Source organism: Agrobacterium tumefaciens (assembly GCF_009649785.1).
In the GTDB taxonomy this organism is placed as follows: domain Bacteria; phylum Pseudomonadota; class Alphaproteobacteria; order Rhizobiales; family Rhizobiaceae; genus Agrobacterium; species Agrobacterium tumefaciens.
This window is the reverse complement of record NZ_WJOK01000002.1, coordinates 270,674-290,670: the sequence shown is the minus strand read 5'-3', so window position 1 is coordinate 290,670 and position 19,997 is coordinate 270,674. Positions and strand designations below refer to the sequence as shown.

The following is a 19,997-nucleotide window of genomic DNA, read 5'->3' as shown; positions in this document are numbered from 1 at the left end:
GTCGCCTGAAAAAGAATAGTTTCCTCATCCTTCCAGGAAGCCGAGGAGCACGAGATGCAGGCCACCATCGAAAAACTGAAAGCAACGGCAAGCAGCACAGCCGCAACCGATCTGCGCGCTGCTTTTGCGGCCGACGACAAACGATTCAGCCGTTTCAGCGCCAAATTCGATGACCTGCTGATGGACTATTCCAAATGCGCTGTTAATGACGAAATCGTCACGCTTCTCGAACAGCTGGCGCGCGACGGTGGCGTCGAGGCAAAGCGCGAGGAGATGTTCTCCGGCAAGGCGATCAATTTCACGGAAGATCGTGCCGTGTTGCACACCGCACTGCGCAATCGCTCCAACACGCCGGTTCTCGTTGACGGCAAGGATGTGATGCCGGATGTGAACGCCGTTCTCACCGCCATGGGCAAGTTTGCCGACGCCATTCGCTCCGGTTCCCTGAAAGGTGCGACCGGCAAGAAGATCACCGACATCATCAATATCGGTATCGGCGGCTCCGATCTCGGCCCCGTCATGGCGACGCTGGCGCTTGCGCCTTTCCATGATGGTCCGCGTGCGCATTTCGTCTCCAATATTGATGGCGCGCATATTGCCGACACGCTGAAGCTCGTTGATCCCGAGACCTCGCTCTTCATCGTCGCCTCCAAAACCTTCACCACAATCGAAACGATGACGAATGCCGCGACCGCGCGCCGTTTCATTGCCGAAAAGCTGGGTGAAGAGGCTGTGAAGCACCATTTCGCCGCCGTTTCGACAGCATTGGAAAAGGTTGCCGCCTTCGGCATCGAGAGCGATCGCATCTTCGGTTTCTGGGACTGGGTTGGCGGACGTTATTCGATCTGGTCGGCTATCGGCCTGCCGCTGATGATCGCCATCGGGCCGGAGAATTTCGGAAAGTTTCTGGATGGCGCGCATGCCATGGACAAGCATTTCCGCGAGGCACCGATCCGTGAAAACCTACCGATGCTGCTCGGTCTCATCGGATTTTATCACCGCAACGTGCTAAACTATTCCACACGGGCGATCCTGCCCTATGACCAGCGCCTGTCGCGTTTCCCTGCCTATCTGCAGCAACTCGACATGGAATCGAACGGCAAGGGCGTGACGATCGACGGGACACCTGTCGAAGGCCAGTCCGGCCCGGTCGTCTGGGGCGAACCCGGCACCAACGGCCAGCACGCCTTCTACCAGCTCATCCACCAGGGCACGAGCGTCATTCCGGCGGAATTCATGATCGCCGCCAACGGTTTCGAACCGGAACTGCGCCATCAGCACCAGCTTCTCATCGCCAATTGCCTGGCGCAGTCGGAAGCCCTGATGAAGGGCCGCACGCTGGCCGAAGCGAAAGCCCAGCTCACCTCCAAGGGCATGGAAGACAGCCAAGCCGATTTCATCGCGCCGCACCGCGTTTTCACCGGCAACCGCCCGTCCATTACCTTCGTCTACGACAAGCTGACGCCATTTGCGCTTGGCCGTCTGATCGCGCTCTACGAACACCGCGTCTTCGTGGAAGGCGTGCTGTTTCGCATCAACTCCTTCGACCAGTGGGGTGTGGAGCTTGGCAAGGAACTGGCAACCGGCCTGCTTCCCGTCGTTGAAGGCAAGGAAAGTGCAGCCGGCCATGACAGCTCGACACAGGGTCTGGTGAAAGCGCTGTCGGGACTGGCGGGGTAAAATCCTTGCTCCCTTGATAATTACGAAAGCCGGAAGGAAACTTCCGGCTTTTTCAATTCAGCATCGATGGAACGCCGATTGGAGGCACATATGGCACTGCGGCAAGGCAAGGATTTTCTGGCGTTTCATGACCTGCCTGAAGATGCGGTGCTGTCGATCATAGACCGTGCAGGCAGTCTGGCGCAGGACTGGTCAAAGGGCACGATGCCACAGCTGCTCAAGGGAAAACGCATCGGGCTGATCGTCGACGACACCGGTTGGCGCAACACCGCTGCCTTCGATCTCGGCATTCAGGCCATGGGCGGTATTTGTGTCACCGTCCCGATCAGCTTTAATGGCCGCGAAGAAATTGCCGACCTGGCGGGCTATCTCGACAACTGGTTCGATCTAGTCATTATCCGCACGAAAGAACTCTCGACCCTCCGGGCGCTTGCGGGCGAAATGCGCGCACCCGTCATCAACGCGCGGACCAAGTCCAATCATCCCTGCGAGACGCTTGGCGATCTTGCCCACATCAAAAGCTTGAGAAGCCGGGTCGACGGTCTCAAGATCGTCGGCGTCGCGCCGGATGCCAATATTTTGCGCTCGTGGGTCGAGGCCTCGATTTCCCTGCCAATTCAGGTCACACAAGTTTACCCCGAACAATGGCACGTCACCGATGCTGCGCTCGTCAACCCGAATTTCCGGGCCAGCTCTGATATGGCGGAGTTGCTGGACGCGGATGTGGTCATTACCGATTCCTGGCCCGCCGGTTCGGATCATATCCTGATCGACTACCGCATATCCGCATCCCTTCTCGACAGGATGCAGCCCGAGGTGATCTTTTTACCCTGCCCACCGGTCGCCCGTGGTCAGGAAGTGACGGCAGACGCAATGACCCATCCGGCCTGTCAAAGCCGGCCCGCAAAGGCATTTCTTCTGCACGCGCAGAATGCCCTGATGGAATTTCTCCTCGCCTGAGGCGGCGCCGGTCGCCTCAGATATACAGCGCCGCCATCTTGCGCCAGGGGCCTGCCCGATGGGCACGTCCCTCCCAGACATGCAACTGATGCCCTATCTGCTTGTCATTAAGAACCCGGCTTAGGTGATGGTTGTTGTCCAAAAACGGATCGGCATCGCCGATGGTGAAAACCATGTCGATGCGGCGGAGGTTTTCAAGCCGCCAGCCGCAGGCGAGGTCCGGCAGAAAGTGGCTCGGCATGTGGAAATAGACATCGTCATCGTAGTAACCGTCGAACAGATCGCCGAAGGATTCCACCTTCATCGTCAGATCGTAGCGGCCGGAAAAGGCGACGAGCTTGCGGAAAAGATGTGGGTGACGAAAGACGAGGCTGGCGGCCTGAAACGCGCCGAGACTGCAGCCCTGCACGATGGTATCGCCATGCGGGTTTTTCTCAGCCATCAGCGGCAGCACTTCATTGAGAATATAATCTTCGAAGGCGGCATGGCGGCGAATGCGCTCGGCCGGGTGATTATGGGCCGCATAAAAGGTCTCTTTGGCCAGCCCCTCGACACAATAGAGCTGAAGATGACCGGCCTCCACTTTATCGGCCATACTGTCGACAAGGCCAAGTTCCTCATATTCGAAGAAGCGCCCGTCGCGTGTAGGAAACATCAGCACCTTGGCGCCAGAATGACCGAATATCAACAGCTCCATATCACGATGAAGCCTTTGACTATACCAGCGGAGATATTCGCGTTTCATGGCACCTTGAAAAACTGTCTGACCTTGTCCCTGTGGACCGCATCTTGGGATGCACTGTCAGCGTATTCGAAATGTCCCGCGTCTAGGATGAAGATTTCATTAAATTTTGAGAGCGGCAGGGCATTGGCAACCGCAAACTGGCACGGCGGCGCCACCGCCGGATCGAACAGGGCGGGCGCGACCAGCATCGGCACTTTTATGCGGGAAGCCGCAGAAGCGGCATCGAACAGACGCAGCATTTCCAGCACATTGGCATGGGTCTTCTGATAGGTCTGGACCGCATCCGCGCTGCCGACCGTCGGCAGCGTCAGCCAGAACGGCCGGTGTCCGAATGTCGGTACGACCAGATGGCCCCGGTCGATGCGCGCATCATATGGTATCGCCAAAGCCCCAATCCCGCCCCCGAAGCTGATGCCGCTGTAACCCACCTGCCCTTCCAGCCATGGATAGAGCGTGACGAGCGTGGAGACGGCGATCCACAGATCATCGACACAGCCACCGATGATGTAGTCGTCTTTTCTTTCGATGTTGTAGAGGACATGAAGGGCCGGGTCGGACGAAATCGGCGGACAGGCGCTTAGCGAAAGCCCGCGAAAACAGGGAAACAGCACGGCCGTTTCTTCCACCGGCACGTCGAAATCGGGCTCTCCCCGCCCGCCATAACCATGGCCGACAACAAGTCCGCGCCGCACCTGTCCTTTGCACGGCAGAAGCATCCATCCACCGATGCGGAAGCCGCCGGTGGATGTGTATGAGATATCGAGAACATGCCAGCGGGGATGGCTGAGTTTGCTCTTGCGCAGCACCGGTCGCGGATCCGTGGCCAGCGCGCGGCGATAACGCTTCTTCCAGAAATCATCAAAGCCCGGCGGCGCCTCAGGCGGGATAATGGCCAGCAACTGCTCGCGCCGCATGCCATAGGTCGGGTCGAAATCGAAAGGATGGGTTGTTGGAACGCTCATGCGATGCTTGTTTCGTGAAAGACCGGCCGACACAAGCTTCTTGATATCCAAATATCGGTTTTTTACGACCCTGGCCCAGGCAGGAGTGATGAACCGCCTTTTCAAAACGGTTCAACCATATCCTTTACAATCCGATTTCATGCGCGAAGGGCGGATTTGCGCCAGCTCGCGAGACGGTCACCGCAGCAGCCTTTGCGCCGAGCGCCAAAGCCTTTCTGATCTGCTCTTCCGTCAGCGAAGCGACCTGCGCCTTCGTCAGAAGCCCCTGCATTTTCAGCGAGGCGAGAATGCCGGCGTCGAAGGTGTCGCCCGCGCCGACGGTATCGACGACCTCCACCCGCTCGGAAGCCACTTCTACCTTGAAATTGGCGGTGTAACCGACCGCACCCTTGGCGCCACGGGTGACGACGACCAGTTTCGCGCCGTGATGCAGCCAGTGGCGAGCGAGCGTGTCCTCGTCACCTTCCAGACCGAACCACTCGAGGTCTTCGTCGGAGAATTTCACGATATCAGACATGGCAGCCATACGGCGGATGCGGGCCATATGCGACTGCTTGTCCTTGATGAAACCGGGGCGGATATTCGGATCGAGGGAGATGACTCGGCTTTGATGCTCGCGCACCATCAGCGCCTCATAGGTGCTGCCGCAGGGTTCCGGAATGAGGCTGATCGCGCCGAAATGCAGCGCCTCGCAATCGGCGCCCAAGGCCGGAAGCTCGGCCTCGGTGATCATCCGGCCGGCGGTGTTTTCGTCATAAAAGGCGTAGGTGGCATGGCCATCGACGAGCTTGACGAAGGCGATGGTGGTCGGCCGCGAAAGTGTTGCGCAATAGCTGAAATCCACGTTACTCGCCCGCAGGGTTGTCCGCAGGATATCGCCCATCATGTCATCGGAAAGACCCGTGAAGAACGCGGACGGGACACCGAGACGCCCGAGCGCAATGGCCGTGTTGAAGACCGCTCCGCCTGCATAGGGGGCAAAACCCGCCTCACCCAGTGTCGTCTGCCGGGGCAGCATGTCGATCAGGGCTTCACCACAACACAGGATCATTACGGTCCTCCTCAAACAGCAAATCAAATGGACTTAAATCGATTTAGACGAAGATCGATCGGAAGGCCAGCCACAAGCTGGCTGGCCGCATCCGAAATTAAGATTGCGGCAATTCGCTGACGCCGCCGCGCTTTGCAGACCATGGCAACGGGTTATCGAGGAAGGCCTCGACCTCCGACAGGGTCTTTTCGTCGAACAGCTTTTCAGCCCGGGCAACAGCCAGAACATCGCGCCAGGTCGTGAGATAATGCAGCTTGACATTGCCATTGGCGAAGCGCGCTTCGGCCTGTTCGAAAATGCCGTAATAGAAGAGCGCAATACCGTGATCGACAATGCCGCCTGCCGCGCGGATGGCGTCGATGAAGGTGAACATCGAGCCGCCAGCCGTCGTCAGGTCCTCAATGACGAGCACGCGCGCGCCTTCCGGCATATGGCCTTCGATCTGGGCGTTGCGGCCATGGCCCTTTGGCTTCTTGCGGCAATAGATCATCGGCAGGCCAAGACGCTCGGCAAGGAAAGCCGCGAAGGGAATGCCCGCCGTTTCACCGCCCGCGACACAGTCGAACTTCTCGAAACCGGCCTCGCGCATCACCGCCGCTGCCGCAAAATCCATTGCCGCAGAGCGAACACGCGGGAAGGAAATGAGCTTGCGCATGTCGATATAAACAGGGCTCTTCATGCCCGAAGCGAAGGTGTACGGGCTTTCCGAATTGAAGTGGACCGCCTTGATTTCCCACAACATCTTCGCAACCAGTTCTGCAACGACAGTGCGGTCAGTGAATGTGAAATGGTTCATAGGCGTTCTCCTTTTTCGGCCTTGGTTTATCGCTCCGAAAACCGGGGCCAGTTTTCGGAAAGCACAACGTCTCGGTTCAGCATTGCAGACGTCCGCAGGCGGCACCGGAACTTATGGATGCCTGTGGACCATAACAAAACCGCCGGCATTGCCGGCGGTCATCAAAAAAATCAGCTCACGTCCCAATGAAGCGGGAACATCGGATCAAATACGGTCACCGGCCCGGCGCCCGTCTCGATCTTGGCGGGAAACGACACCGGCTCATCGCGCTTCACCAGCGTGATGGTCTCCTCATTTGGCGCCAACCCGTACCAGGCTGGGCCGTTGAGGGAAGCGAAGGCTTCCAGCTTGTCGAGAGCGTTTTCCTGCTCGAAGACATGCGCAAGACAGCTCATGGTGTTGATCGAGGTATATATGCCGGCGCAGCCGCAGGCGCATTCCTTCAGCGGATCGACATGCGGGGCGGAATCGGTGCCGAGGAAGAAGCGGGCATCACCCGAAATCGCGGCCGCACGGAGTGCCAACCGGTGCTCCTCGCGCTTTGCGACGGGCAGGCAGTAATAATGCGGCTTGATACCGCCGACCAGAATGGCGTTGCGGTTGATGATGAGATGGTGAGTGGTGATGGAACCGGCGAGATTGGCCTTGGACGACTTTATGTAGTCCACGCCATCGCGGGTGGTAATGTGCTCCATCGTCACCTTGAGCTCAGGCAGGCGCTGGCGCAGCGGCTCCAGAACCGTGTCGATGAAAGCTTTCTCGCGGTCGAAAATATCGACCTCCGGCGTCGTCACCTCGCCATGCACGCAAAGCGGCAGGCCGATCTTCGCCATGCGTTCCAGAACCGGCATCGCCTTGTTGAAGTCGCGCACGCCGCCGTGGGAATTGGTGGTCGCGCCGGCCGGATAGAGCTTCACGGCGGTGATAAGGCCACTTTTCTTGCCCTCTTCCACGTCGTCGGCCTGCGTGTCCTCGGTGAGATAAAGCGTCATCAGCGGCTCGAAACGGTCGCCCGCAGGAATGGCCTTGACGATGCGTTCTCGATAAGCTCGGGCATCGGCGCAGGTGACCACCGGTGGCACCAGGTTCGGCATGATGATTGCGCGGGCGAAATGGCGGCTCGTATCTCCGATCACGCCTTCCAGCATGGCGCCATCGCGCAGATGCAGATGCCAGTCATCAGGGCGGCGAAGGGTGAGCGACTTCATCGGGATACCTCGGAGCATGACGGAATTGGCGCCCGCTTAGCATCTTTCGTCACAGGAAAACAGCCGCCGAGAGGCATCGGGCGGCTGTAAATGTCATTTTTTTGAAGCGAGCCTCAGATGCCGCCCGCTTCGGGACCCCACACATCCGTCATGGCAAAGCCGTCCGCAAAGGGATCGAAGGGGTCAAGGCCGACCTGGTGCAGCCCGAAGGTGAAACCGCGGCCGGCAATGGTGGGAATGACCGCCGGACGACCTGCCACTTCGGTGACGGCGGAAAGGCCGACATCGAATTCCGAACCGATGATCGAACGGGATTTGTATTCGTCTCCCACCTTCACCTTGCCGCGCGCATAAAGCGTGGCGAGATTGGCGGAATTGCCGGTACCGCAGGGCGAGCGATCCGCCCGGCCCGGCCACATGGTGGTGCAGGTGCGGATGGAACCATCGGCATCCACATCGCGGAACATCACATAGGCCACGCCTGATATGGCGGGGATTTCGGGATGCACGACCGTCATTTCACTGTTGACGAGGTCCTTGAGGATCATGCCCGCAGCAACCAGTTTCGCTGCATTGGCCTTTTCGATGGTCAGGCCGATCTGGCGCACATCGACCAGCGCGTAAAAGATGCCGCCATAGGAAATATCCATCGTCACCTTGCCCCATTCGGGCGTGTCGATGGTCACATCCAGCTCATGCACGAAGGACGGCACCATGGTCAGCTTGACCTTTTCGCAGCGCCCGTCGCGGCATGTGGCGGTGGCCTTGACCAGACCGGCGGCCGTTTCCAGAATGACGACCGTTTCCGGTTCCTGCATCTCCACCATGCCGCTTTCCAGAAGTGCTGTCGTCGCGCAGATGGAATTGGAGCCGGAACTGGCATGCGCCTGATCCGGCTGGAGAATGACGAAGGCTGTATGGGCATCCGGGTGCTTCGGCGGCAGCAGAAGATTGACTGACCCCATGGGCGTGCCACGCGGCTCCAGAGTCAGAAAGCGGCGCAGGGCTTCCCCTTTTGGATCGGTATTCATCCAGTTAAGCTGCTCGGCCACGGTGTTGCCGGGAATTTTCGGCGCGCCGCCGGTGACGACACGGCCGATTTCGCCTTCGCAATGAACATCGAGAAGCTGCAGGGTGCGTTTCCAACGCATGGGATCTTACTCCGGAAGTTGAGCTGTTGACCGGACCATATAGGTAAAAATACAAGCTGTATACAAATCTGCGCGAGCTGGATGGCGAAAATCGCTTATGGTTTTCGCCATCCAGTTCTCATCATGATCTAGCGATTTCGGCACTCCGCCCGGTTACGATTGGCGGCGGCGTCGCAATTCACTCGCGAAGACTGAACTGCCTGATCGTCCACCACGGAGCCGGCCGTATCACCAACCGATCCGACGGTGTTTTCAACAGAGCGGCCGAGCCTCTCCACCTGCCTGCCGTAATTTTCACGCGTGCGCGGATCGAAAACCGCAATGGGCGCGCTGACCACGACGCTTGCCGCCGTTCCGACAGTTTGCGCGGCACCGATGCTGACCGCGCCCAGCGCCTCCCCCAGACCGACATCGGAATCCGTCACAGTCTGGCCGGCAATGAGGCGGTCGCCGATCAGGCGCACGACTTCAGGGCTTTCTGCAAATTTGCCGTGGTTCAACCGGTCACCGGATTGCAGCTTGGTCAGATCGAGAACAGTGATGCCAGCCTTTTCCAGCTGGCTGCGATAGGGTTCGACGGAAGGGTCGATCTGGCCCAGACGGTCGACATTGCCGGAAATGCGGCGCGACAGGCTGAGCGCACGGTCATCCTGCGAGACGAACAGGGTGAATTTCGGCGGCGCCTTGCCGAAGCTGGCGAACTGCCGGCTGAACACGTCCACATCGAGATCTGGTGCTGCCAGAATGACATTGCTGATCTTCGGATCGACGCGGCCGTTGCGGATGGCCATCTGGCGCAGCGCCTCCACGGCAAGCCATGTGCCCATGGAATGCGCCATGACCGTGACCTCGCCGATCGACTTGTCCTTTGCCAGACGGGTCAGCATTTCCTCAAGCGCATCGCGCGAGTAATTGGTGCTTTCCTTGTCGTAATTATAGTCGAAAATACTCGCCCGTGACGGCCATGTGAAAACCACAGGCACGACATCCGAGCCGGAATCATAGACGATCTGCGCAAAGCGATAGACCGATTCCTCGTAACGATTGTTGAAACCGTGCACGAAGACCAGAACGCGGCGGTCCTTATGGATATGTTTGCTGATCCAGCTTTTCGTCTCCGCTTCGGAACGAACAGGCTCAACCGCCACCGTGGTGAAATCCTTCAGAGGGTTAGGCGGCAGCTTCTTCGGCCACTGCACCTGCCCGACCTTGCGGTTGGCCTTGGGCGGAATGGAGATGGTGACGGCATCGACCTTCAAGCCGGTTCCGCGTTCGCCGCCGAAAAGCACGGCGGCATTGTCCGAGGGAGCTCGCGTGGTGGCGACCAGGAGATTGACGGGCGTGGTTCCCGCCACGGTCTGCCCTGTTGGCGTCATGACCCCGATGGGACGCCCCCCGCAGCCAGCGAGCAGGGCAACAATCGCGATTATGGCTACGAAGCGGATGGGCATCACATCATTCTCCTGCAACCCAAAGGCAGCCGGATAGCGGCCAGAGGACAGGAATTTCTACCGGAGGCGGAACTGCCGCGCCAGCAACCATCGCGCAAGCGCGGAGATTTCCGCACCGGTGTGTCCAAACAGACCCAATTTTCCCGCCTTGCGGAGCCGGGAGACGTGATTGTAACGTGCAGGCGAGTTCTATCGCTGCGGCAGCATTGTGCCCCTTTCGCGAAGGGCATTGTGCCAGGACAGCGCCTCTTCAATGAGGTGCGGCGTATGTCCGCCACGTGCCACTGCCCGCTGGAAATAGTCCGTCAGGGCATCGCGATAGTGGGGATGCACGCAATTTGCGATAATGACAGCAGCGCGCTCACGCGGGGCAAGGCCGCGCAGATCGGCCAGCCCGATTTCCGTGACCAGAATATCCACATCATGTTCGGTATGGTCGACATGGCTGACCATCGGCACGACGCTGGAGATGGCGCCGCCCTTGGCAATCGACTTGGTGACGAAGATGGACATATAGGCGTTGCGGGCAAAATCCCCCGAGCCGCCAATGCCGTTCATCATGTGAGTGCCACCGACATGAGTGGAATTGACGTTCCCGTAAATATCGAACTCCAGCGCGGTGTTGATGCCGATGATGCCGAGGCGGCGGATGACCTCCGGGTGATTGCTGACCTCCTGCGGACGCAGGATCAGCCTGCTCTTGTAATCGGCCAGTCGCGGCATGACCCGTTCGTTCATGGCAGAGGAGAGCGTGATCGATGAACCGGAGGCGAAAGTCAGCTTGCCCGCGTCGAAAAGCTCGAAGGTCGAATCCTGCAGAACTTCCGAATACATTTTGAGATCGTGAAACGGCGTATCGATGAAACCGTGCATGACGGCATTTGCGATGGTGCCGATACCGGCCTGCAACGGCTGGAGTTCGTGGGTCATGCGGCCATGACGGACCTCATTCAGCAGGAATTCGGTGAGATGGCCGGCAATCGCCTTGGTCTCGTCATCAGGTGGCAGCACCGTCGAAAAACTGTCGCTCTTGTCGCTCAGGACGATTGCGGCGATTTTTTCCGGCGGCACCGGAATGAACGGCAGACCGACGCGGCTGTCCGTTGCCACCACCGGAATGGGCATGCGGGTGGGGCGTTTTGCGGGGATGAAAATATCATGCAACCCCTCGAGAACGTCGGGTTGCGACAGGTTGATCTCAACGATGACCTTTTCGGCCAGAATGGCAAAGCTCGCCGAATTACCGACGGATGTGGTGGGCACGATACCGCCGTCCGCCGTAATCGCCACCGCCTCGATGATGGCAACATCGACGCCGTGGATCTGGCCGCCGCGCAATTGCTCGACCGTTTCAGAAAGGTGCTGGTCGATGAACATCACCTTGCCGTCATTGATCGCCTTGCGCAAAGCGGGGTCGGACTGAAACGGCATACGGCGCGCCAGCATGCCCGCCTCCACCATGGTCTTGTCGAGATCATTGCCAAGCGATGCACCGGTCATCAGGGTGATCTTCATCGGGTGCGTCTTCGCACGCTCGGCCAGCGCCAGCGGTACCGCCTTTGCTTCGCCGGCCCGCGTAAAGCCGCTCATGCCCACCGTCATGCCATCCTGAATGAGGCCGGCAGCCTCTTCGGCGCTGACGATCCTGTTCAAGAGGGACGCGTTGCGGATACGCTTTTCAAGCATGCACTTCTCCATGATCTGCATTCCAGATGGCGCGTCACGTGGCTGGCCACCTCACCAGTGACTATGGCGCGGAGTTTCAACGATGAAACTGACATAGATCAAGGGTGTGAACGGGACCATGGCTTTGATCCATCAAATCTGATCGACAGACCGCAAGTGGCGCATCGGCGCGACAGGCTGCGGGGCGATCGCAGCATCGCAGCCGACCGCAACCGCTGATGAGGCGTATGGATCGCCTCGTCGCATACCGGAGGGTTGCCTCAGCTATTCAGGGGCCTTCGCATGCGGAGGCCTGACCCAGCACGACCTGCCCTACCTCGACATCATAGGCACGCATGCCGAATGTACCGAGGCTGATCACCCGGTAACAGGGGTTGCCGCCGGTCCACAGGGGATCGACAACCTCGATATCTGTGATGAAGCGATGCGCGCAGGCCTGGCCGGAACTATAGGCGATGCCTTCGGCGCTGGTGCCCGCCATCGGAACGTGGATATGGCCAAAAACAATATGGCGCACGCCGGCCGGATGTCTGCCTAGACGCTGCATAACCGCGCCGTCATCATGCATGCCGATGTTTTCGAAATGCCGGATACCGCAATCCATTGGCGGGTGGTGAACGAAAACCGTCACGGGAAGGTCGCCAGCGCCTTCAAGCGCCTTGTCCAGCCATGTCAGGCGATCCGCACCGTACATGCCGCCGATGACATCGGCCTCGTGGCTGTCGAGAAACAGCAGCCGGCCGAATTCGGTATCGATAAAGGACTGGATATAGCCGTTTTCATCCCGTGGCTGTTCGGGAAAAGCCGCCACGAATTCCGGACGGCGGTCGTGATTGCCGAGCATCAGCCGCACGGGCAAGGACACGGGCGCCAAAATGTCGCGAAGGAGTTCATAGGCCTCCGGCTCGCCGTAATTGCAAAGATCGCCCGTCATCACCAGAAGGTCGGCGTCTGCGTGTTTTTCGACAATATCTGATATCGCCGCGCGCAACTGCTTCTCGGGATCCACGCCGTTTATCGCGATGCCTGGCGGCAAAAGATGGGTGTCTGTAATCTGGATGATCTTCATTGTCGGTCTCTCTGCATAAAAATGGCTGCGGGAATGTGGTTCCCGCAGCCTTTTCGATGGTATCGCTTACTTCAGCAGGGCGTTGGTCTGCTCGACGATCTGCTTGAGACCAGCTTCCGGCGACACTTCACCGCGCATGACGGTGCCGATGATATCGCGCTGGGTGCGCCAGATGCGGACGGAATCGCCACCGGGATAACCGGCCCACGGCAGAGAACGATCAGCCTGCAGCGAAGCTGTCTTCACATTCGGGTTCTCGGCGTAATAGGGAGCCAGGAAGTCAGCGCCGGTTGCCAGCTTGTTGGTCGGCAGGTAGCCGGTGATGCGCACGATGGTGTTCTGCGCCTCGGGGCCGGTGATCCACTTCAGGTACTTCCAGGCAGCATCCTGCTTGGCTTTTTCCTGCGTCAGGATAACGGCAGAGTTGCCGCCCGTCGGCACGCCGCCCTTTTCCTTGTTGTCGAGCGGGAAGGTTGCCGTCTTCAGCTTGAAGCGGTCACCAACCAGGCCGGTGATGGTCTGAACGTGGGCGGGCGTCGAGAAGATGAAGCCGGTAAGGCCTGCACCGAACTGCTGGCGCGACTGGTCCCAGTCGAGCAGGTTCTGGCCACCTTCGGTGACGAACTGGCGGGTCATCTTCAGGGCGTTGAGGCCGATCTCGTTGTCGAACGCAACGGTCTTGGTCTTCTCGTCAACGAGCTTGCCGCCCTGTTCGAAAACAAGCGCCTGCCACAACCAGTCATCCGGCCAGCCATTGATGTCGTAGCTCATGCCCGCAAACTTCGGGTCGAGTGCCTTGATCTTCTCGGCGAGAGCGATCAGCTCCGGGAAGGTCGTCGGCATCTTGTCCGGGTCGCCGCCAGCCTTGGTGACGAGGTCGGAGTTGATGTAGATGATCGGCGAGGAAGCGTTGACCGGCAGGCCGTACTGCTTGCCGTCGATCTGGCCGAGAGCTGCCATCTTCGGGCTGTAGTTCTTGTCGAGGAAGGCCTGACCGCCTTCAGCCTGGATGAAGGGGCTAAGATCGGTGATCTGGTTGCGCGGTGCGAGCGTGTGCACCAGTTCCGCCGTCAGGTTGTAACCCGAGAAATAAACATCGGGCAGATTGCCGGTGACGGCCGAGCGCAAGACCTGCTGCTGGCCTTCATTGTAGCCTGCGGCCGGAGCGAGGAAGTTGATCTTCACATCCGGGTTCTTCTTCATGAATTCATCGGCCAGCGGCTGATGGAATTTCGTGAAACCCGGCAGGTTGTAGAGAACGTTCAGCGTGATTTCGTTGGCAAGAACCGGCGTTGCGAGGCCTGCAAAGGCCACGCCGAGTGCCAGACCGCCCATCAGAGCGCGTCGGTTGATTTTCATGTCATTCTCCAAAATGGGTTGGGAGGAGGAGTTCGAACGACGTCACTTGACGCCGGTCATGGTAATACCGGCGATGAAATGCCGCCGTGCGAGGAGGAAGCACAGCACCATTGGCGCGGTAATCAGTGTTGCGCCCGCCATCAGGGCACCGTAATTGGCGCCGGATTCGACATCCGCAAAAAGCATCATGCCGAGCGGCGGCGGGGCGAGATTGGTGTCGGAGACCACGATCATCGGCCAATAAAGGTCGTTCCAGTGGGCGACGAGCGAGAAGATCGAGAAAGCCGCGAGCGAAGGCAGCGAGCCGCGCAGCACCAGTCCCCAACAAATCTCCATTTCCGAAAAACCATCCATGCGGGCCGCTTCGATGATTTCATCCGGGTAGCTGCGGAAGGACTGGTTGAACAGGAAGATGGCGAAGACCGACAGGAAGAACGGCATCATCATCGCGAAATAGGTGTTCAGCAGTTCCGTCTTCGCCAGACCGACGAAAAGCGGCAGGGCAAGTGCCTGAATTGGCACGCAGAGTGCCGCGATGATGAGACCCAGCAGCAGCTTGCGACCCGGAAACCTGAGCTTCGCCAGCGCATAGGCCGCCGGCACCGATGTCAGGACCTGTACGACGAGGATACCGACGCAGACGATGACGCCGTTCAGCATGAAACGTGCCATCGGCACCTGGCTCGCTGCGCGGGTATAGTTTTCGACGGCATCGAATTTCGCCGGGATCGGCCAGAGCGAGACGTCGAATATTTCCGCAGGCGAGCGGATCGACGTCAACATCATCCAGTAGAACGGCAGGAGCATCACAAAAGCGCCAAGTGCCAGCACGAGATGCGGGAAGTATTTGCGGAGCGCGGCCATCAGTAGTGCACCTTCCGGTCCATATGCAGCGTCTGGCCGATCGAGAGGATCAACACGATAGCGAGGAAGATCACCGTCAGCGCGGCGGCATAACCGGTGTTGGAATATTCGAACCCTTCAAGATAGAGATCGAAAAGCAGGGTTTCGGAACCGAAGCGGCCCTTGGTCAGCACGGCAACCGTCTCGAACACCTTGAAGGCCGAGATCGAGGTGGTGACCACCACGAACATCGTCGTCGGCCCCAGCATCGGCCAAGTCACCGTCAGGAACCGGTCGATCGGGTTTTTAGCGCCGTCCAGTCTCGATGCCTCGTGCAGATCCTTCGAAATGGCGGTGAGCCCGGCGAGGAACAGCACCATGTTGAAGCCCAGAACCTGCCAGACACCCATCAGCGCCATGGTGGGAATGAGCAGAACCGGGTTGGAGAGGAACGCGACGGGCTCGAAGCCGAACCACTTGATCGCCGCATTCACCGGGCCAAGCGAAGGATGCAGCAGAAATTGCCACACGGTCGCCATGGCGACGAGCGTTGCGGTGACGGGCAGGAAATAAGCGACTTCCCAGAAGGCACGGCTGCGCTTGCGATTATAAACGAGCAAAGCGACGCCAAGCGCCAGGAACACGCCGAAGGGAATGACGATGACCGCATAAATGGCCGTATTCGCCAGCGCGCGCAGGAAGACCGGGTCGTGGAAAGCCTTCACGAAATTGTCGAGACCCACAAAGCGGGTGGAGAGTGCGCCGAGCTTGTAATCTGTGACGGAAAAACCGGCCAGAACGAATATGGGAACGATATAGATCGCCAAAAGCAGCAGACTTGCCGGTGCCGCGAACATCAATCCACGCCAGATCATCCGCCGGTCCGCCTTCGAGAGGCGCGGGCGAGACTTTGCGCGCGTGGCCGAGGAAAAATCAACCGCCGTCATGCCGGCACCATTTCACGCACCGTCGTCTTGCGACGCAGGCCGTCCGCGGCAAAAAGATGCACGCGCTCCGGCGCAAAGCCGAGGTTCATCACGCCGTTCTCATCGGCGCCCAGTACCTCGCCCGCGGCCTGACGCAGGGTAATGGCGACGGTCTCGTCGCTCAGAAGACGGCAGTTCACGAAACGGTCCGCGCCGTGGGTTTCGCTGCGGGTCACCCGCACCGCGAAGCCTTCCGCACCCAGGCGCAGATCCTCGGCGCGAAGGCCAAGCGTCGCCGGGCCGGCATCACGACCAGAAGCCTCGACGCCAAGATCGCGGCCGAAAGCCGTGACCTTACCTTCAGCATGGATTTCCACCGGCAGCAGGTTGATCGACGGCGTGCCAATGAAGCGCGCAACCGTCAGTGTCGCCGGTTTCCGGTAAAGCTCGTCCGGCGTGCCCAGTTGCTCGATACGACCTTCCGACATCAGCGCGATGCGGTCCGACATTGTCATCGCTTCGATCTGGTCATGGGTGACGTAGATAAATGTCGCGCCCAACCGCCGGTGCAGCCCGGCAAGCTCCTCGCGCATGTGTGCGCGAAGCTTTGCATCTAGGTTGGAGAGTGGTTCGTCCATGAGGAATGCGGCAGGCGAGCGCACCAGTGCTCGGGCCAGAGCCACTCGCTGGCGCTGGCCGCCTGAAAGCTGGGCCGGCTTGCGGTCCAGCAGATGCGCGATCTGCAGGGTCTCGGCCGCCTGTTCGACGGCAGCATCGATCTGGCGCAAAGTTTCGGCAGGCGCCGCAAATCTTCCGATCAGTGGCAAGCGTGCAGCAAGCGGCAGACGTCGCATCCGAAGCGGCGTCGCGATGTTCTGGCGCACGCTCATATGCGGATAAAGCGCGTAGGATTGAAACACCATCGCCAGATTGCGGTCACTCGGATCGATCTCCGTCACATCCTGACCGCCGATCGTCACCGAACCGCGATCCGGCGTTTCCAGCCCCGCGATGATGCGCAGCAGCGTTGACTTGCCGCAGCCGGACATGCCGACGAGGGACAAAAATTCTCCGGGACGGATGGAGAGATCGATCTCTTTCAGAACATCGTCAGCTCCAAAGCCTTTTCCGATACCCGAAAGTTCAAGTGATTGTGGCGTCATTCTGCGCTCCTTTTCTGGAGCGCATATGCTTATATTGTATGACAATATGACGAAGGTTTGCAGAAAGTTCCGTGACACTGAAAAGCCCGGCAATCCCTGCTCATCGCCATGCCTTGCGATGCCGACCTTCACAAAAAACCGCTAATATCAGGGGGCAGTTCGACTATCCGAGCTCGACGCTTGTTCACCGGCTCCGCGAGCCTCGCGGGCCCGGTTTCTAAACGGCTGCAAGAATCACATGAGCCTGAATTTTGGTGACGACTTCGTCGCTGCCATAGCGCGCTTCAATGGCGGATGCGGCGCAGTCCGTCGCGGCTTCAAGTTTTCCCGGCGCTCTGGCTTCGATTTCGGTCCGGAGAACGGTTCCCTGACAATAGGCGATGGCAGGAATGCGCGGTGACGATGCACGGCTTTGCGCCGCTATCGTCTCGATCACCACCCGAGAGAAGCCGGCACTTTCCAGCTCACCACGAATCAATGTCGTATCGTGGTAGCCGTGCGGGGTGCGGACCATGAAGCGCGGCGGATCGTCGGGAAACAGGCTTGCAAGGGCGTTCGTCACCTCATTCGCGAGATGATTCTCCTCGATGCGGTCCCATACGTTGAATAAATAATGGCCGCCGGGCTTCAGCACCCTCTTCGCTTCGCGATAGGCAGACGGGCGGTCGGGAAAAAACATCGCACCGAACTGGCAGATAACGAGATCGAAAGCAGCATTTTCGAACGGCAGCGCCTGAGCGTCGGCTTGGCGCCACTGGATGCGATTGTCGGGCATCTGGCGCGACGCCGCAAAGTCGAGCATCGGCTGGTTGAGGTCTGTCACGACATAGTTTGCCGCCGGCGGTAATCCTGGTGCCAGTTCACGCGTGACAACCCCGGTACCTGCGGCGATTTCCAGAACATTGATCGGCGTCAACGCCGCCGCCCGCCGTGCCAGATCGCGGGCGAATGGCTCGAAAATCAACGGCACCATATAGCGGTCGTAGTTTTCCGGGATAGAGCCGGAAAAAACCTTGTCCGTTTCCAACATGGCTTTCACCCTGCGGTCAGCTGATGACCCCGGAACTTTAGCACATATAAGGGAAATTCGGAATCTGTTCGGCCACGTGGGTTTTACGTATATGCCAACGGTGCCGATATTCTATCGGCATGACTAAAAGCCTTGAGTAAAGGCCGTATCATAGTATTTTTGTGGGAAGAGAAATGGCGCACCCGAAGAGATTCGAACTCCTGACCCCCAGATTCGTAGTCTGGTGCTCTATCCAGCTGAGCTACGGGTGCGTGCCGTTCCGGTCATTTCCGGTGGCGTGGCGATCCTCTAAAACGTCCTCATTCCGATTGCAAGCGATTTCGTTTCGAAATTGTCATTTTTCCGCAGCAATTCATGTATCTTATTGATTATACTAGAAATTCCATCAAGGGCTTTTTTGAGTGGCCATATGGGGCGCATATTCCGGGAGGTGCGGCGATTGTGCAGGACCTTGTTCAGGCGAAGTGATCAGGCGGTTCGAGCGGCGTGTACGGAGGCGGCGCGGTCGGCGATCTCGATGCGAAACTGCGTGCCGGGACCGGGTTTTTCGACAAGCGCTATCGTGCCACCATGGGCAAGCACAAGTTCCCGCGCAATGACGAGGCCGAGACCGGTGCCGCCGGAGCGGGCCGATCCCCTGAAGGCGGAAAACAGGTTCTCTTTCGCCTTGCGCGGCATTCCCGGCCCGTTGTCGTCTATCACGATGCTGACGACGTTGCCGGCCCTCTGGGCTGCAATCGACAGATGCCGAGGCGACGCGTTCGCCGTGTCGGATTGCAGTGCCTGAACGGCGTTGCGACAGAGATTGTGGATCACCCGGAAAAGCTGCTCGGCATCCGCATCGACGGTGAGATCGGGCGGCACGCTATCGTGAAACTCGATGCCGCTTTCCGGATCAAGCGCCAGAATGTCACGCACATCCCGCACCAGAAGACTTAACTGCACCGTCTTGCGTTTCGGCGCGCCCTCCGTCGCCTGCCCGTAGGCCAGAACCTCGGTTGTATAGGCCACGGCGCGGTCGATCGTGCGCAGCAGTTTCGGCGCAAAGCTCCTGACCATCGGATCCTTGGCGTCCACCAGCCGGTCCGACATAAGCTGTGCGGATGACAGGATATTGCGCATGTCGTGGTTGATCTTCGAAACCGCCAGACCGAGATCCACGAGGTTTTTCTGTTGCCGCAGGGTTTTCTGCAACTCCGTCTGCATATCGGCCAGGTGACGGCCCGCGACGGACAGCTCGTCGCTTCCCTCCTCCGGCACGAAAATCCGCTCGGGATTGCCCGGTTCCTCGGAAAAACGCTGCATGCCGAGCGTCAGGCGACGTATGGGCCGGATCATGATGCGGTTGATGGAAACGAAGATGAGACCGGCGGTGACAAGCGACAGGACGATGGAGATCAGGAAAACATTGCGGGCATAAGCCAGCATCGCCGCCCGTAGTTTGTTTTCACCCAGCACGAGTTCAATGATGGTGTCGCTGTCTCCGACCACATCGAAAACACGGATGACGCGATTGCCGCCAAACAGCAATGTGGAGAAGGCATCCCGCACCGCTGCCAGTTGCGAGACATCGGATAGATCATATTGCTCATCGACCCCGGGTGGCGTTTCCGCCACGGCAAGCAGGCGCGATGTACCATCCTTGCGCAGCGCAATCAGCTTCGCCCCGGTGGCCATCAGCGTGTCGTTCTGCACGCTCCGCGGCAATTCGGCCTGCAAGCCATCGATCACCGCGCCGGCTGCTGCCGCCGTGTTCAGACGGTCCCGCAGCCATGAAAGGCGCATATTGGCGACCGAAGGCACGAAGATCAGCACTTCGGCAATCATCACGAAAATAACGGTGAGCAACAGCAGGCGCCCGGAAAGCCCCCCGGTCAATCCCGGCATGCAGTGCACCGGATTGTCTTCCGTGCCGTC

17 protein-coding genes and 1 tRNA gene are annotated in these 19,997 nt (G+C 59.2%); 2 read left to right on the top strand and 16 right to left on the bottom strand.

The window, feature by feature from the left end; all coding sequences use genetic code 11:
- The first annotated feature begins 54 nt into the window (after positions 1 to 54).
- A complete protein-coding gene (gene pgi / locus GH784_RS03345) occupies positions 55 to 1,680 on the top strand; it encodes a glucose-6-phosphate isomerase (RefSeq protein WP_038489735.1) in 1,626 nt (541 codons plus the stop codon).
- A gap of 90 nt (positions 1,681 to 1,770) precedes the next feature.
- Entirely contained in the window at positions 1,771 to 2,640 is an 870-nt protein-coding gene (locus GH784_RS03340; RefSeq protein ID WP_065703769.1) for an ornithine carbamoyltransferase, read from the top strand.
- Positions 2,641 to 2,656: 16 nt separating this feature from the next.
- Here GH784_RS03340 and GH784_RS03335 read toward each other — a convergent pair whose 3' ends face one another.
- The 16 genes from GH784_RS03335 to GH784_RS03255 form a co-directional block, all read right to left on the bottom strand.
- Positions 2,657 to 3,385 carry an esterase family protein gene (locus GH784_RS03335; RefSeq protein WP_065703767.1) on the bottom strand — a complete coding sequence of 243 codons (729 nt, stop codon included), beginning with the start codon at positions 3,383 to 3,385 and terminating at the stop codon, positions 2,657 to 2,659.
- Positions 3,382 to 4,347, bottom strand: coding sequence for an acetylxylan esterase (locus GH784_RS03330; protein WP_153793200.1), 966 nt, complete (start codon positions 4,345 to 4,347; stop codon positions 3,382 to 3,384). The genes GH784_RS03335 and GH784_RS03330 overlap by 4 nt, the downstream gene beginning before the upstream one ends.
- A gap of 124 nt (positions 4,348 to 4,471) precedes the next feature.
- Complete coding sequence (locus GH784_RS03325) at positions 4,472 to 5,398, bottom strand: carbohydrate kinase family protein (protein ID WP_003514875.1); 927 nt, start codon at positions 5,396 to 5,398, stop codon at positions 4,472 to 4,474.
- A 97-nt stretch (positions 5,399 to 5,495) separates the two neighbouring features.
- The gene (locus tag GH784_RS03320; RefSeq protein WP_065703765.1) at positions 5,496 to 6,194 is read right to left on the bottom strand and encodes an orotate phosphoribosyltransferase; all 699 of its coding nucleotides are present in this window, start codon (positions 6,192 to 6,194) and stop codon (positions 5,496 to 5,498) included.
- A gap of 170 nt (positions 6,195 to 6,364) precedes the next feature.
- Complete coding sequence (pyrC, locus tag GH784_RS03315) at positions 6,365 to 7,402, bottom strand: dihydroorotase (RefSeq protein WP_013635404.1); 1,038 nt, start codon at positions 7,400 to 7,402, stop codon at positions 6,365 to 6,367.
- Between the two features lie 113 nt (positions 7,403 to 7,515).
- Positions 7,516 to 8,553 (bottom strand): 4-hydroxyproline epimerase, encoded by a 1,038-nt coding sequence (locus GH784_RS03310; protein WP_038489725.1) that lies wholly within the window; start codon positions 8,551 to 8,553, stop codon positions 7,516 to 7,518.
- Between the two features lie 128 nt (positions 8,554 to 8,681).
- Positions 8,682 to 10,004, bottom strand: coding sequence for an alpha/beta hydrolase (locus GH784_RS03305; RefSeq protein WP_013635402.1), 1,323 nt, complete (start codon positions 10,002 to 10,004; stop codon positions 8,682 to 8,684).
- A gap of 189 nt (positions 10,005 to 10,193) precedes the next feature.
- On the bottom strand, positions 10,194 to 11,690 hold the full coding sequence (locus GH784_RS03300; protein WP_003514866.1) for an acetyl-CoA hydrolase/transferase family protein: 1,497 nt from the start codon (positions 11,688 to 11,690) through the stop codon (positions 10,194 to 10,196).
- 268 nt (positions 11,691 to 11,958) lie between these two features.
- On the bottom strand, positions 11,959 to 12,759 hold the full coding sequence (locus tag GH784_RS03295; protein ID WP_065703764.1) for a phosphodiesterase: 801 nt from the start codon (positions 12,757 to 12,759) through the stop codon (positions 11,959 to 11,961).
- A gap of 66 nt (positions 12,760 to 12,825) precedes the next feature.
- Positions 12,826 to 14,118 (bottom strand): ABC transporter substrate-binding protein, encoded by a 1,293-nt coding sequence (locus GH784_RS03290; protein ID WP_065703762.1) that lies wholly within the window; start codon positions 14,116 to 14,118, stop codon positions 12,826 to 12,828.
- A gap of 42 nt (positions 14,119 to 14,160) precedes the next feature.
- Positions 14,161 to 14,982 (bottom strand): carbohydrate ABC transporter permease, encoded by an 822-nt coding sequence (locus GH784_RS03285; protein WP_003514860.1) that lies wholly within the window; start codon positions 14,980 to 14,982, stop codon positions 14,161 to 14,163.
- Positions 14,982 to 15,908, bottom strand: a complete 927-nt coding sequence (locus GH784_RS03280) for a carbohydrate ABC transporter permease (RefSeq protein ID WP_003514858.1) — start codon at positions 15,906 to 15,908, stop codon at positions 14,982 to 14,984. The genes GH784_RS03285 and GH784_RS03280 overlap by 1 nt, the downstream gene beginning before the upstream one ends.
- Positions 15,905 to 17,050 (bottom strand): ABC transporter ATP-binding protein, encoded by a 1,146-nt coding sequence (locus GH784_RS03275; protein WP_065703760.1) that lies wholly within the window; start codon positions 17,048 to 17,050, stop codon positions 15,905 to 15,907. Before GH784_RS03275 ends, GH784_RS03280 begins: the two co-directional genes overlap by 4 nt.
- Before the next feature lie 217 nt (positions 17,051 to 17,267).
- Complete coding sequence (locus GH784_RS03270; protein WP_065703758.1) at positions 17,268 to 18,080, bottom strand: class I SAM-dependent methyltransferase; 813 nt, start codon at positions 18,078 to 18,080, stop codon at positions 17,268 to 17,270.
- A gap of 174 nt (positions 18,081 to 18,254) precedes the next feature.
- Positions 18,255 to 18,331, bottom strand: a tRNA-Arg gene (locus GH784_RS03265).
- A gap of 217 nt (positions 18,332 to 18,548) precedes the next feature.
- Positions 18,549 to 19,967: a sensor histidine kinase gene (locus tag GH784_RS03255; protein WP_034501842.1), complete on the bottom strand. Its 1,419-nt coding sequence runs from the start codon at positions 19,965 to 19,967 to the stop codon at positions 18,549 to 18,551.
- Positions 19,968 to 19,997: the final 30 nt, after the last annotated feature.